The following is a 14,253-nucleotide window of genomic DNA, read 5'->3' as shown; positions in this document are numbered from 1 at the left end:
CCTTAGCACCTCGGCGCGCGGCCGGTTCAGTGAACCACGACGTCGCGCCGCATTGTCACGTCGAGCAGTTGGCCTCCCCGGTCGACGCCGACGGTGACGCGCGTCCCCGCCGGGCCGCGGAGGCGCTGGATGCAGTCCGCGAGCGGGAGATCCGCGGCGGGCTCGCCGTCGATCCGGACGATGACGTCGCCCTGCGCGAGCCCGGCGAGCGCCGCGGGCCCGCCCTCGATGACGCCCGCGATCGTCACGCCGCTCGGCGAGAGCGAGAGCATCGCGCCGATGCCCGAGAGCTCCTCGCGCGAGCCGCCGTCGCCGAGCAGCCGGATCTCGACGTCGGCGCGCATCGAGCCCGCGCCCCGCGCGTCGAGGCCGGGCACGATCTTGGTCATGTACTGCTCGTGGCGCACGCGCACCGAGAACGGCCCGCTCGCCGGCACGCCCTGGAGCTCGTAGTCGCCGTTCGCGTCGGTGAGCGCGAGCGAGATCGCGTTGGCGCCGGACGAGGTCGCGGAGTCGAGCTCGACCTGGGCCTCGACGACCGGCGCGCGCGACTCCGCGTCGACGACCCTGCCCCTCAGCGTCGCGCCCTGCGGCAAGACGATCCGCACGGGGCGGGCGGCGCGGCCCGCCTCGACGTCGATGGGCGCGCTCCGCGCCGGCGGGCGGCCTGCCGCGCTCACCGTCAGCACGTAGCGACCCGGCGCGAGATCGTCCAGCTGGAAGGCGCCGCCCGGATCGGACACCTTGCGCGCGCGGCCGTTCACGCCGGCGTGCGCGCCGGAGCCGACCGGCAGGAACGACTCGATCGCCAGCAGGTACGCCTCGACGGGCCGGCCCGACTGATCGACGACCTCGCCCGTGATCGAGCCCGCGCCGATCAGGTGGAGGACGTTCTCGCCACCGGCGGCGACGCGCGTGGGCTGGGCGTCGCCGAACGGAGGATGCGCCGCGGTCGCGGTGCAGCCGTCGGCCTCGGGCGGCAGCTCGAAGCGCCCCTCGGCGTCAGCGTTCGCCGACAGGCCCGGCTCATCGCTGCAGCGGATCGTGGCGCCGGCGACGGGGCGGCCCTCCGGATCGAGGACCACGCCGCGGACCGGCCCCGCGCTGGCCGCCGTGGTCTCGCGCGGCGGCGGGGGTGGTGGCGGCGGCGGCTCGACCTCGACCTCGCGCGGCGCGGCGCGCTCCGGTTGCGCCGGGGCGATCAGCGCCGGCGCGGGCTCGCGCCGCGCCGGCATCACGGGGGCGGGGCGCGGCAGGAGGAGCCAGACGAGGAACGGCGCGATCAGCAGCGCGGCGGAGAGCAGGGCCGCGGAGAGCCAGGCCCTTCGTTGCGCGCCTGCCGTCCAGCTCTCCGCCATGCCGTCCTCCGCTGCCGGCTAACGGCCGGCGTCGGCCTGGTCCGTCGAGCCCTCGCCCCCACCCTCGGGGGCGCTCGGGTCGGCCTCTCCGGCGGGCGACGCCTCGTCGGCGGGGCCGAGCGCGGGGGCCTCCGGCTCCGCGGGCCACGGCGTCTCGCTGGAGGAGCCACCGCACGCCCCGAGGAGCAGCGACAAAGGTAGGAGCAAGGTGCCGGGCCGCATGGCCGGCATCCTAGCTCGTTTTGAAGGGGAGGTCATAACGACCGGGGCTTCGCCCGGTGCCCGGGCGATCGCGCAAGCGCGGAGCGCGGCGGCTCAGCGCGTGGACAGGTTCGTCCGGGCGATCCAGAGGCAGGCGGCGGCGTTGACCGCGCACCAGACGACGAGCGCCAGCCGGCCGAGGGGGCCGGCGACCTCGCCCAGCGTGACGACGGAGGTCAGGTACGCCGCGGTGCCGACGGCGAGGCCCGCGATCGCCGGCCGGAGCTTCTTCACCCCGAAGAAGAGCGAGGTCAGGCCGAGCGGGATGAGCGCGTTGGCGAGCGGCAGCCAGCGGTGGACCGACGCGCCGATCAGCAGGTCGAGATCGGCGATCGGACGGGCCAGCACGTCGACGGCGAGATCGACGCGCGACAGGAGCCACGGCGCGAAGAAGAACAGCCCCGGCCCGGCCGCGAGCGCCGGGAGGAGGAAGCTCGCCCGCCACGGGCTCGCGGCGTTCGCCTCCTTCTTGCGGGCGCGGCGGCCGACCCACGTCGCGAGCAGGAGCAGCGCGACCAGCCGCACGACGGCGTGGCTCTGCGTCACGCGCGCGACCGAGCTCGCGGCGTCGAGGATGCCGGCCCCGTAGAGGAGCTTGCCGTCATCGGAGCTGTCGACCATGCGCGCTCCGGCGCGGATGGCGTCCTCGACCGCGCGCGGGTCGGACACGCCGAGGCCCACGAGCAGCGCCGCCGCGCCGGCGACGTGGGGCGCGGCCATCGAGGTGCCGTTGTACGCGGGATAGGGGGCGTCGCAGTCGCCGCGGCCGCGGTTGCAGATGGTCTGCTGCGTGACGTTCACCCCGGGCGCCGCGACGTCGACGCCCTGGCCGCGCGAGGAGAACCTCGCGATCTTGTCGTTCGCGTCGGTGGCGCTCACGCCGATGACGCCGTCGGAGGCGCCGGGGTACTGCACGCGCCCGCCGGTGTTGCCGGCCGCCGCGACGACGACCGCGCCGCGCGAGATGGCGTGGTCGATCGCGCTCTGGAGGACCTTGGAGTTGCGCGGGCCGCCGAGGCTCAGGTTGATGACGTGGGCGCCGTGGTCGGCGGCCCACCGGATGCCGTCGGCGACGTCGGCGGTCGTGCCCCAGCCGCTCTCGTTCAGCACCTTCACCGGCATGAGCCGCGCGTGGAACGCGAGCCCCGCGGCGCCGATGCCGTTGTTGGTCGACTGCGCGATCGTCCCGGCGACGTGCGTGCCGTGGCCCTGGTCGTCGTTCGCGTGGTTCGTCTTGGTGACGAAGTTCCAGCCCTCCACGCACTCGGTCGAGGCGAGGTCGGGCGCCTTGACGAAGGGCCCGTGCGTCTCGCACGCGATGCCGGTGTCGACCACGGCGACGGTGACCCCGCGGCCCGTGGCGAAGTCCCAGGCGCGCTCGGCGCCGACGCGCGCCATGTGCCACTGGTCCTTCAGCAGCGGGTCGTTCGCGACGAAGGACGCGCGCACCCGGGCGAGCGGCTCGGCCGCCTCGACGCGCGGATCGCGCGCGAGCCGCTGGAGGGTCGCGCTGACCGGGCCCTCCACGGTGGCGATCTGGATCCGGGTCTCGGAGGCGAGCGCGGTCGGGAAGAGGTGCAGCGAGAAGTCGCGCGCGAGCGCCGCGAGCGTGCTGTCGTCGAGGTCGTCGCGCGCGTCGACGACGATCTGCCCGGGGATGTCGTAGCTGGTCTCGTCGAGCTCGGAGGCCAGGCCGTACAGCGGCTCGCCCTCGGTCGCGACCGGCTCGTTCAGGACGTTGAAGCCGCTCGGCGGCGGCTCGGCGTCGACCGGCAGCCCGGGGTTGGCGTAGCGCGGGAGGCGCGGCTCCAGCATGCCCGGCGAGCGCGCCGCGAGCGCGGTCCCGGCGCCTCGGCCGTCCGTCCCGTCGGCCCGGGCGACGCCGGACACGGCGACCAGCGCGGTCGCGGCGAGCAGCGACGTCGCGAGCGCGCGTCCGGCTGGATGAATGGCGGTCACCGACCCACGCGGAAGGCGAGACTTGTGCATAGCGGCTCCTCCACGGCAGGGTAGCGCTGCTGCCTGCGGGCAGCCATCGGTGTGGGGACGCGAAAACGCGCGCGCGAAGGCGCGACAGCGGCGCTCGGTCGCCTGGAGATCAGCCCGAGGCGCCGTGCCGCCGGGCGTCATGGGCGGTCGTCGAGGAGCGGGGATGTCCTGAGCGCTCTTCGGCTTCGAGCGGCCTCGTGAAAGAGCCGCCGTCGGAGGAGGGGGCGCCGCGCGCGGGGGTGGCGGGGGTCCCCCCACAAACTCGCGCCTTTTGGGGGGCTATTGCCACACAGAAGGGTGGGGTGGGCTGGACGGGGGTCGCTTCGATGCGGGCCGGCGCTCGGGTTTGTGGGGCCCACCCCCGCCACCCCCGCGCGCGGCACCCCCTCCTCCGACGGCTCCGCTGCGTCCGCGGACAGGGATCGCCGGGAGGGGTCTTCTCTCGATCAAGTCCGCGTGGTCCAGAGTCCGGACATCCACGCTTCGACGTCGCTCACAGTGCGCGGGATGTCGAGGGACAGGTTGCGATGACCCGCGTCGGTGACGAGGATGTCGTCCTCGATGCGGACGCCGATGCCGCGGTAACGAGCCGGGACCGTCTCGTCGTCGAGCTGGAAGTAGAGGCCGGGCTCGACGGTGAGCACCATGCCGGGCTTCAGCTTGCCGTACTTGTAGACCTGCTGCCGCGCCTGCGCGCAGTCGTGCACGTCGAGGCCCAGCATGTGGCTCACATTGTGGAGCGAGTACCGGCGATAGAACTGCTTGTCTTCCTTGAGCGCGTCCTCGGCGGAGACGGTGAGAATGCCGAGCCGCTCGAGGCCGCGGGCGAGCACCCGCATCGCGGCGCGGTTCGGCTCCATGAAGTCGTTGCCAGGCTTCACCTCGGCGATCGCCGCCTCCTGCGCCGCCAGCACGAGCTCGTAGATCTCGCGCTGCTCCGGGGAGAACTTGCCGTTGATCGGCAAGGTCCGGGTGATGTCGGCCGTGTAGAGCGCGTTGCCCTCGACGCCGGCGTCGAGCAGGAGGAGCTTGCCCGGCTCGAGCGCGCCATCGTTCCTCGTCCAGTGCAGGATGCAGGCGTGGTGGCCCGACGCGGCGATGGTGCCGTATCCGACGTCGTTGCCCTCGACCCGGGCGCGCAGGTTGAAGATGCCCTCGACCTCGCGCTCGCTCCGCCCGCCGGGAAGGGCGCGGATGACGTCCTCGAAGCCACGCTTCGTCGACGCGACGACCGCGTCGAGCTCCTCGACCTCGAGGGCGTCCTTGAGGAGGCGCATCTCCGAGAGCGCCTCGCCGAGCTGCTTGTCACGGTCGTGCTGGGCGAGGAGCTTGTCGACCCGCTTCGAGACGCCGCGGAGCACGCGGTGGGGGCGCGTCACCGTGCCGACGAGGCCGCTCAGGTAGGCGTCGAGCTCGGGGAGCCCGCGGCACTCGTCGACGCCGAAGCGCGCGCGGCTCTGCTCGACGCCGAGACGGGGGCCGACCCAGAGCTCCCCCTTCACGCGATCGGTGAAGAACGTCTTGTCGCTGCGCCCAGGGTTCGGCTCGACAAAGAGGATGTCCCGATGCCCGCCCCCCTCCTGCGGCTGCAGGACGAGCACGCAGTCAGGCTCGAGGTTGCCCGTCAGGTAGAAGAAGTCCGAGCCGGGACGAAAGCGGTAGTGCGTGTCGTTGGAGCGGACCTTCTCGTGGCCCGTCGGGATGATGAGCGTCTCGGCCGGGAAGAGCTTCGAGAGGGCGCGGCGGCGGGCGGCGAACACCTCGGCGTGCGCGATCGGCTGGGGGAGCTCGCGGGCCGCAGGGGCCCACTGATCCAGCATGAACGCGACCAGCGCTTCGGGCAGCGTCGAGTCGTGGCTCGCCGGCTTGGCGTCGCCGGCGACCGCGGCAGCGGGCGCCTCGCCCGGACCGCTGCCGGTGGGCGCGCTGTGGGCGGGATCGGCCTGGACGGGGGCGGCGGCGGTCTCGGGCGTGTGGCTCATGAGGCTCGAACTATGGGTCGATCAGGCGCGGTCGTTCAAGCCAAAGCGCGCACCCGACCCGCAGCGCGGATCCCTCCGTACCGGGGGCGGCACGTCACGCGACCGAGACGCCGCCGTCGATCGCGAGGATCTGGCCGGTGATGAAGTCGTTCTCGGCGAGGAACACCACGGCGCGCGCGACGTCCTCGGCCTCGCCGAGGCGCTGGAGCGGGATACGCTCGCGGAGGCGAGCGAGCGTGGCCTCATCGTAGGAGGAGGGCGGCAGCACCGTCCCGGGCGCGACGCCGTTGACGCGCACGTCAGGGGCGAGCCCCACGGCGAGGCCGCGGACCAGGTGCGCGAGCGCGGCCTTCGAGACCGAATAGGGGATGTAGTTCCTCCAGGGGCGCTCGGCGCTCACACAGACGATCGCGACGACGCTGCCACGGCAGGCGCGGAGCGCCGGAGCGAGCTCGAGCGTGAGCAGGTACGGCGCCGTCGCGTTGAGCGCCATGGCGCGATCCCACGCGTCGGCCGAGAGCTCGGCCGGCGGGACACGATCGAAGTTCGCGGCGTTGTGGACCAGCAGGTCGAGCCGGCCAGACGACCAGCCGAGCGCCGCGCGGGCGAGGCCGGCGAGCGCCGCGCGGTCCTGGAGATCCGCCTGGAGCGCGACCGCGCGCCGTCCGAGCGAGCGCGCCTCGTCGACGAGCGAGTCCGCGCCGGCGCGGCTCGTGGCGTAGTGGACGACGAGGTCGGCGCCTGCCGCCGCGAGCGAGCGGGCGGTGGCGGCGCCGAGGCGGGTGCCGGCGCCGGTCACGAGGGCGACGCGGCCGGTCAAGGGTGCATGGGGCATGCGGGGTTGTGTAGCCGATGCGCGGCCCCGCGCGTCGAGGCGACGGCGCCGGGCGCGGACGTTCGTCGACGTTGGGGGCGTGCGAGGCGTGGACGGCGCGCGCCGCCGTTTTTTTCTCCCGCGCCGCGCGCCGTGGCACGCTGGCCCGGCTTTGCCGACGCTTCCGACACGCCGAGTAGCCGCAAAGGAACGCTCCCTGGAGCTGCCGCGCCGCCTGGGCGCGGTCGCCGCCGCGCTGCTCTGGGCGGCCGGGTGCACCGAGAAGCTCGAGTCCGTCGATCTGCCCGACATCGGCCTGCCGGGCTTCGATGCGCCTGGAACGAGCGCGCCGGCGAGCGCCGCGCCGCGGGCGCAGGACGCGCCGCGCGCGGCCGGCAGCCAGGGCGCCGCGCCGCGAGCCCAGGGCGCGCCGCGCGCCGCCGCGCCGGCGACCCAGCCCGAGTGCGACGAGCTGCCGTCCGAAGAGGAGGAGAGGCGCGCGAAGCTGCCGCCCCTGACGGCGCTCGGCAAGGCCGTGCCCACAGAGCCGTGGTCCCCGCCGCCGTACGAGGTGCTGCCCGGCGTGACGCTCCCCGCGAAGATCGCCGCCAAGCTCGAGCAGATCGACCGGGGCTACGCGCGGCGCACGCGCGAGCACCTCGTGATCACGAGCGGGACGCGCGACGCGAACCGCCAGGCCAGGGCCATGTTCACGAAGCTCAGGCTCGGCGAGGATCTGCTCCAGCTCTACCGGAACAAGGCGGCGGTCCAGGAGATCAAGAAGGCTTACCAGGCGAACGCCACCAGGCCGCCGGAGCAGGCGGTGGCGGCCATGGAGGCCGTCATCCAGGACCAGATCGACCGGGGGATCTACATCTCTGCGCATCTGCGCAGGGGCGCCGTGGACGTGCGCAACAGGACCATGTCGCCGAAGGAAAAACGCGCGTTCCTCGAGAGCGCCGCGGAGGTCGGGGGCGTCCTCGTCATCGACGAGTCGACGCCCCCGCACTACCATCTTCAGATCGACTGAGCTGCGCGCGCGCTGCCCGCGCGCGAGCCTGGCTTGATGGGCGGGCGCGTTGCTCCGGGCTGCGCCGCGCCCTAGAAGAAATCGATCACGGGGTACGCGAAATGTCGAAGAAAGTCATCTTCTCAGGGATCCAGCCGTCGGGACGCCTCATGCTCGGCAACTACCTCGGCGCCCTCAAGAACTGGGTGAAGCTGCAAGACGACTACGACTGTCTGTATTGCCTGGTCGACATGCACGCGATCACCGTGCCTCAAGACCCCAGGGAGCTGCGCAACCGCACCTACGAAGGCCTGGCGGTGTACCTCGCGGCCGGGCTCGATCCGGCCAAGAACATCATCTTCGCCCAGTCGCACGTGCCGGCGCACGCGGAGCTCGGCTGGCTCCTGACGTGCAACGCATACATGGGCGAGCTCTCGCGCATGACGCAGTTCAAGGACAAGAGCGCCAGAGATCAGAACATCGGCGTGGGGCTCTTCACGTATCCCGTGCTCATGGCCGCCGACATCTTGCTCTACCAGACCGATCTCGTGCCCGTGGGCCAGGACCAGAAGCAGCACCTCGAGCTCGCGCGTGACATCGCTATCCGCGTGAACAACACGTATGGCGACGCCGAGACCGCCAAGGACGGGACAGTCACGGTGAAGAACCCGATCTTCCGCGTGCCCGAGCCGTACATCCCGCCGGTGGGCGCCAGGATCATGAGCCTGCAGAACCCGTCGGCCAAGATGTCGAAGTCGGACGCCGACCTCAACGCAACCGTCTTTCTCGACGACAGCGACGACGCGATCCGCAAGAAGATCAAGCGCGCGGTGACCGACTCCGGGAGCGAGATCGTCTTTGCGCCCGAGCGCGAGGACAAGGCCGGCGTGACGAACCTCATCTCGATCCAGGCCGCGATCACCGGCAAGGACCCGCGCGCGATCGTCGAGAGCTACGCGGGCAAGCAGTACGGGCACCTCAAGGTGGAGACGGCCGAGGTCGTCGTCGAGCTCCTGCGGCCGCTGCGCGAGAGGTATCAGACGATGTTGAAGGACAGGGGCGAGCTCGATCGCATCCTGGCGCAGGGCGCCGAGCGCGCGGCGGAGCGCGCCGCGCCGACGCTCAGGCGCATGTACGAGGCCGTGGGCTTTCTGACGCGCGCCTCGATCCGCTGAGCCGAACGCCGGCGAGACGAGCTCAGGAAAGGCGGTGCCAGGGGCGGGGTGTGCTGCCCGCGGCGGCGCTCAGGGCGCCGTCGCGCAGCCGCGGCCGCGGAAGGCGACCAGGCCGTCGCGCTGGACGCCCACCACGTCAGGACAACCATTGCAGTCGAAGTCGGTGATGCCGACGCCGAAGCCGTCGATGTCGTCGAACGCGCCGGGGAACGGCGCCGAGCGGCTCTCGAACGTGCCCTCCGGCGTCTGGATGAACGACCACATCTCGGCGGTGTTGCTGCTGACCGCGACGAGATCGCTCCGCCCGTCGAGGTTCAGGTCGGCGATCTGAACGCCGCCGGAGACGGAGTACTGGTGGTCGTCGATGGTGAGGAGCGGCTGCGGCGCGGTCAGGTTGCCGAGGTCGTCTTGCAGCAGGATCCAGACCCGCATCGGCCCGTCGGTGTGCTCGTGCGTGACCGCGGCGACGTCCTGGCGGCCGTCGTTGTTCACGTCGCCGACCGCGAGGGAGACGAACGAGACCTCCGAGTCCGGCGCTGTCTCGAAGAAGATCTGCTGGCCGGTCGTGTCGAACCCGCGCGCGCCGTCGTGCGGGAAGACGGCGACGCCCGCGCCCACGCCGGTCATCGCGACCACCGCGTCCGGGAGGCCGTCGCCCGTCACGTCGCCCCCGATGATCCCGGACAGGAACACGCCCGCCGGCAGATCGTGGGTCAGCTCGAAGTTGCCGTGGCCGTCGCCCAGGTAAACGAGGATCTTGCTGTCGTACCCGAGCCCGACGATGTCGAGGTTGCCGTCGCCGTCATGGTCGACGGCGCTCGGGGAGAACGCGGTCGGCCCGGCGATCGCCCGCGGAGGCTCGAAGGCGCCGCCGCCCTGGTTGCGGAGGAAGCTCAGCCCTTCCTGCTGAGCGACCAGGATGTCGACCTCTCCGTCGTGATCCGCGTCGAGCAGCAACGTGTCCTCGATGGTGTCGGCCGGGAGCGACGGGGTGTGGATGACTCGCCCGTCCAGCTCTCGCACCCGTGGATGTGTCTGCAGGTACAGCTCTCGGCGATCCGTGCTGATGAAGTCGAAGCGCCTGTCGCCGTCGATGTCGCCCACCGCGAGCTGGCCCAGGTACACCCCCGGGGAATCGGCGGGATAGAGGAGGCCCGGCTTCAGGTAGTAGCCGCTGCCGTCGCTCGGCTCCTCGCCGGGGAACGGGCCCGAGCATCGATCGCCCTCGCCGCCGCCGACCGGCACGCCGATCGCGCCCTCCGCCCCCCCTCCGGCCCGGATGCCGGGCCTGCCCGCCGGGTCGACGTCGGCCGCCGCGTCGCCTTGCGGCGGAGCGGCAGGGCCGTCTTGCGAAGGAGCGGCGGTGCCGCCTTGCGGAGATGGCTCCGGAAGGACGACCGAGCGCTCGCACCCCGAGCCGATGCCGATGATCAAGCAACAAGCGAGAAACGCCCGTCCACTGCTGTGCAGCGCGATGTTCACAAGCGACCTCCGAAGGATAAGTACGACCTACGAGCCTGCAGGGCGCCAATGCGCCCGCCCCCCAGACCCTCGGTGGGGGGCGGCTCGACAATTAAGCTGCATCCGCGTGCCGCGGGTTCACCCGAGCAAAAAAACCGCGGAGCGCCATCAGGATCGGGACTGGAACCGAGGCACGCGAACAGATGGCGCCCTTCCCCAGGGAGCGGCGCGCGGGGCTCACAGGCCGGCGATAGGCCCGCCCGCCGGATCGCCGTACTTCGCCATCTCGATGCCGAAGTAGTTGATGATGGAGCAATGCAGCGCGCCGGTCGGGGGGGCGTTGCTCGCCTTGACGACGCGGCCTGTCTGGAAGCCCCCCACGTGTCCTGCCAGCATGACGGGCATGTTCTTCCGGCCGTGGGAGTCCCCGTCACCGTTCTCGGACGTGTAGAGCACGAGCGACTCGTCGAGCAGGTTGCCCGTCGGCGTGGTCGCCGCCTTCATCGCGTTGAGCAGGTAGGCGAAGCGGCGCACCTTGAACCGCGATGTCTGGACGACGCGGGCGTTGGCGATGCGCATCGCCTCCGCCTGCGGCAGGCCGTCGAGGTCGGTGGCGCGGTCGCGGTCGCCGAGCTTGTGCGAGATGAAGTGATCGCTCCAGGTCCCCACGCCGTCCGGCAGATCGTACCCGGCGAAGTCGAGGCCCCAGCTGTTCGAGTACTGCAGGACGAGCACCCGCGTCAGGTCGCAGGTGAGCGCGAGCAGCCCGAGATCGATCATCTGCTTGAACTTGCCGTGCAGGTCCAGCCCCCGCTCGGGCTTGCCGGGGACGGTGCAGCCCGACGCGGTCGTGGACTGGATCTGCTTCTCCAGCTCGAACACCGACTCGAGGTGCTGCTCCACGCGCGCCCGGTCCGCCGCGCCGAGGCGCTGGTTCAGGCGCCGCGCGTCCTCCCTCACCCAGTCGAGGACGCTGGCCCGGCGCTGCCGGATGTTGTCCATCTCGGCGTTCGGGTTGCCCAGGTTGCTGAACAGCGTGTCGAACAGGCGCGCCGGATCGCGGAAGGCATCCTCGACCTGACCGCCGTCCCGGAACGAGATGAAGCCCTGCGTGACCGCCGTGTCGCCCGTGGGAGACAGGTTGAGGCTGCGATACGGCGTCCCGGCCGCGATGTGGTCGGCGAGGACCTGGTCGAGCGTGGCCTTCTTCGGGACGGCCTGGCCGCCGCCGTCGGTGTGCGCGCAGAGCGCCATCGCCGGGCTGTGGATGTCGGAGCAGATCGCCTGGTGATCGACGCCGGACACCATCGTGACGTCCTGCCAGATCGCCTCCCCCGCCGGCCACTCGCGCTCGGCCGCGAAGCCCTTCATGTCCACGAGGCACGGCGTCAGCGCCTCCGGCGAGAGCGGCCCCGCCGCGCCGGGGTGCCACGCCCCGGGATCCGTGCCGTTCGGCACGAAGAACGCCACGAAGCGCTTCGGGGCGTCCTCCGGCGCGGCGCTGGCGCGCCGCGGTCGCATCGCGTCGAGGAACGGCAAGGCGACCACGACGCCGGCCCCGCGGAGCAGTGCTCTTCTCGAGATCTTCATCGGCGACACTCCTCTTCCGTCTGTCGGACGCTGTGCGCGCACATCACTCCGGCGCCCTCCGCAGCCGGAACGCCGGCGACTGGACGATGGTGGTCAGGAAGGAACGGAACCGGTTGCCGTCCTGCGCAAAGCCCTCGGCGGCGGCGTCGATCGCGCAGCGGTCCTCGCTCGCCGGCTCGCGACCCTGGGTGTAGATGAACAGCTTCTCCGCGACGCACGCGGCCAGCTCCGGGCTCTGCCGGAGCTCCGCGGCCAGGGCAGCGAGCGAGTCGAACGACTCGTTGGCTGCGCCCTCGAAGCGCGGCTCGATCCCGAACTCGTCGATACCGATGCTCCCGTCGTACCGCCCGTTCTTGTCGTACTGGGCGAACCCGACGCCGATGGGATCAATGAGCGCGTGGCACCCGGCGCACCCCTCCTGCGTGTTGCGCTTCTTGATGACGTCGACGTAGCTCAGGCCGGAGAGCTCGCTCTCGAGCTGCTCGAGGAGCCCCGCGGGGATGTAGATCTTCTGGCAGAGGAAGGCCGCCCGGATCCACTGGCCGCGCACGGCGATCAGGTCGCCGTCGTTCTTGGCGCTGATCAGGCTGGCGTGCGTGAGGAGCCCCGTGTTCGCCCGGTGGTGGCCGGCCGGGAACTCCACGCGGGTCATGCCGTCCCCCGACGCCTCCAGGCCGTAGAACTTTGCGAGCTCCGGGGTGAGGTAGGTGTGGTTCGCGGTGAGCGCGTCGAGGAAGTCGGTGTCGGGGGTGAAGGCGTGCTCGCCGAGGACGCGCTCGCTCTCGGCGATCATGTCCTCGAGCAGGGCGGGCGTCCACGACGGGTCCGGATTCGCCGGGGGGCGGAGCTGCTCGAAGGTGAGCCACTGCTTGAAGAAGGCGTTGAAGAAGAGCTCGGTCCGCTTGTCCTCGACCATCTCCTCCGCGACGGCGCGCAGCCCGTCGGGGCTGTCGAGCTCGCCGGCCTCGGCCCGCGCGAGCAGCTCCTCGCTCGGGGACCGGCCCCACAGCGTGAACGACAGGCGCGAGGCGAGCTCGAGCGGCGTCAGGGGCGATGTCTCCTGCCCCGACGCGCCGACCTCGATGCGGAACAGGAAGCTCGGCGAGGTGAGCAGCGCCTCGACGACGAAGCGGAACGCGTCCGCCCTGTCCTGCGCGGCCTCGCTCGCCCGCGCGACGAGGTCGCTCGCCTCCTCGGACGACAGCGGCCTTCGATAGGCCAGCTTGCCGAAGCGGTGGACGAAGCGCTCGAGGCAGTCGTCGGCGTCCGGCTCGCAGCCGAGCACCGATGTCCGGCGCGCCTCGTCCGCCATGAGCTCCTGACCGAGCGTCTCCGCGGTCGCCAGGTAGGCGCGCAGGTGCTGATCCGACACGTTCTGGAGGGTGGCTATCGTGCGGAAGCCGCCCTGGCCGGTGTCCTCCGGGATGCTGTCCACGGCGGGCGGCGCGTCGAGCTGGAACAGGTCCTGAAGGGTGAGCTGGTACTCGATCCTGGACAGCCGGCGCAGGACGCTGGGGCTCGTTCGGGTGACGCTGCAGTCTTGCGCCGCCGGCTCCCCCGTGAGCGGGTCGACCTCGACAGGCGGCGTCTCCTTGCCGAGCTGACCGGTACACGCAGCGCCCGTCAGAGAGAAGAGCGCCAGCGCGGACATGCCCGCCGCGAGGGAACGACGGAGGAACGGGACCGGTCGATCGGTGTCGGGCGGCATTGTCTTGCTCCTGGAGTGACCAGCCATTCCGGTGGAATGCCCCCGGCGCGAACCGAGGGGTTCCGGCGATGCGCCGCGTCGTGGTCTGAGGCGAACTTTTAAAGCAAGGCGGTACTGGGCGCCCCGGAGTCACGTCGGGGCTGAAGTTACATTCCCGGCGCGCGCTCCCGTGATCACCGCCGGCCGCGGATCACTGTCCGCCGCGCGCCGGGCTCGTGTCAAGCCATGAGCGCGCGGCGAGGCGCGACCGAGCGCAGATGCAATAGTACGTCACGAGCCTCTGAATTTTTGCAATGCGAGCTGCACGCCGAGGGGAACCGGGCGCTCTACGATCCCACGACCGACGCTTGGACCTCCGCCGCGACGATGATCTCGACGCGCTCGGCGCACAGGGGCGAACGCCCTCTACCTCGCTGTGGCCGTGGCCGCTCTCCGGCGGAGCTTCCGCCGCTCCCGGGCGGCAATCCCGAGGTGAATTCTGATCACCGGACGCTCCCGCGGAACTAGACTCGCGGCATGCAGCTGCGAATCGACGGGGATCGATTGACGCTCACCTTGCAGGGCGCCGAGCGGCTCTGGGCCGTGAAGCTCTCGCCCATCGTGGTGCCGCGCGAGCACGTGACGCGGGCGGAGGCGGCGCTTCCGCCCGCGACGTGGCGGGCGATCCGCGCGCCAGGGACGGCGCTTCCCGGGCTGATCAAGGCCGGGACGTACTACACCGATCGCGGCAAGGAGTTCTGGTACACGGTGCGGAGCCGGAAGGACAACCCGCTGACGATCGAGCTCGAGGGGGAGTCGTACCGGCGGCTCGTCCTCACCCTCGACGAGTCCGCCGGCTGGGCTGAGCGGATCAACGCCTGGATCAGGGGCTGAGTCGCCCGCTCCCGGGTGCCAGTCCGACGCCCC

11 protein-coding genes are annotated in these 14,253 nt (G+C 71.9%); 3 read left to right on the top strand and 8 right to left on the bottom strand.

Going from position 1 to position 14,253, the window contains the following annotated elements; all coding sequences use genetic code 11:
* Positions 1-26 precede the first annotated feature (26 nt).
* The 5 genes from WME96_RS45225 to WME96_RS45205 all read right to left on the bottom strand — a co-directional run bounded on the left by WME96_RS45225 (position 27) and on the right by WME96_RS45205 (position 6,425).
* Positions 27-1,358, bottom strand: coding sequence for a carboxypeptidase regulatory-like domain-containing protein (locus tag WME96_RS45225; protein WP_437287742.1), 1,332 nt, complete (start codon positions 1,356-1,358; stop codon positions 27-29).
* An 18-nt stretch (positions 1,359-1,376) separates the two neighbouring features.
* A complete protein-coding gene (locus WME96_RS45220; RefSeq protein ID WP_437287741.1) occupies positions 1,377-1,580 on the bottom strand; it encodes a hypothetical protein in 204 nt (67 codons plus the stop codon).
* A gap of 93 nt (positions 1,581-1,673) precedes the next feature.
* On the bottom strand, positions 1,674-3,608 hold the full coding sequence (locus WME96_RS45215; protein ID WP_437287740.1) for a S8 family serine peptidase: 1,935 nt from the start codon (positions 3,606-3,608) through the stop codon (positions 1,674-1,676).
* A 446-nt stretch (positions 3,609-4,054) separates the two neighbouring features.
* A complete protein-coding gene (locus WME96_RS45210) occupies positions 4,055-5,590 on the bottom strand; it encodes an aminopeptidase P family protein (protein WP_437287739.1) in 1,536 nt (511 codons plus the stop codon).
* A gap of 94 nt (positions 5,591-5,684) precedes the next feature.
* Complete coding sequence (locus WME96_RS45205; protein WP_437287738.1) at positions 5,685-6,425, bottom strand: SDR family oxidoreductase; 741 nt, start codon at positions 6,423-6,425, stop codon at positions 5,685-5,687.
* Between the two features lie 151 nt (positions 6,426-6,576).
* Here WME96_RS45205 and WME96_RS45200 point away from each other — a divergent pair, with 151 nt between their 5' ends.
* Together WME96_RS45200 and trpS are read left to right on the top strand one after the other, a co-directional pair.
* A complete protein-coding gene (locus tag WME96_RS45200; RefSeq protein WP_437287737.1) occupies positions 6,577-7,434 on the top strand; it encodes a hypothetical protein in 858 nt (285 codons plus the stop codon).
* A gap of 101 nt (positions 7,435-7,535) precedes the next feature.
* A complete protein-coding gene (trpS, locus tag WME96_RS45195) occupies positions 7,536-8,588 on the top strand; it encodes a tryptophan--tRNA ligase (protein ID WP_437287736.1) in 1,053 nt (350 codons plus the stop codon).
* Positions 8,589-8,657: 69 nt separating this feature from the next.
* Here the strand turns inward: trpS and WME96_RS45190 are convergent, their stop codons facing one another.
* The 3 genes from WME96_RS45190 to WME96_RS45180 all read right to left on the bottom strand — a co-directional run bounded on the left by WME96_RS45190 (position 8,658) and on the right by WME96_RS45180 (position 13,347).
* Positions 8,658-10,022 (bottom strand): FG-GAP repeat domain-containing protein, encoded by a 1,365-nt coding sequence (locus WME96_RS45190; protein ID WP_437287735.1) that lies wholly within the window; start codon positions 10,020-10,022, stop codon positions 8,658-8,660.
* Between the two features lie 264 nt (positions 10,023-10,286).
* Entirely contained in the window at positions 10,287-11,639 is a 1,353-nt protein-coding gene (locus tag WME96_RS45185) for a DUF1552 domain-containing protein (protein WP_437287734.1), read from the bottom strand.
* Positions 11,640-11,682: 43 nt separating this feature from the next.
* Positions 11,683-13,347 (bottom strand): DUF1592 domain-containing protein, encoded by a 1,665-nt coding sequence (locus WME96_RS45180; RefSeq protein ID WP_437287733.1) that lies wholly within the window; start codon positions 13,345-13,347, stop codon positions 11,683-11,685.
* A gap of 516 nt (positions 13,348-13,863) precedes the next feature.
* Here WME96_RS45180 and WME96_RS45175 point away from each other — a divergent pair.
* Positions 13,864-14,220 (top strand): hypothetical protein, encoded by a 357-nt coding sequence (locus tag WME96_RS45175; protein ID WP_437287732.1) that lies wholly within the window; start codon positions 13,864-13,866, stop codon positions 14,218-14,220.
* Positions 14,221-14,253 lie beyond the last annotated feature (33 nt).

It is taken from the genome of Sorangium sp. So ce406 (genome assembly GCF_051474675.1).
GTDB classification, from domain to species: Bacteria; Myxococcota_A; Polyangia; order Polyangiales; family Polyangiaceae; genus Sorangium; species Sorangium cellulosum_G.
Note: the sequence above shows the minus strand (reverse complement) of the source record. Positions and strands in the feature narration are given on the sequence as shown.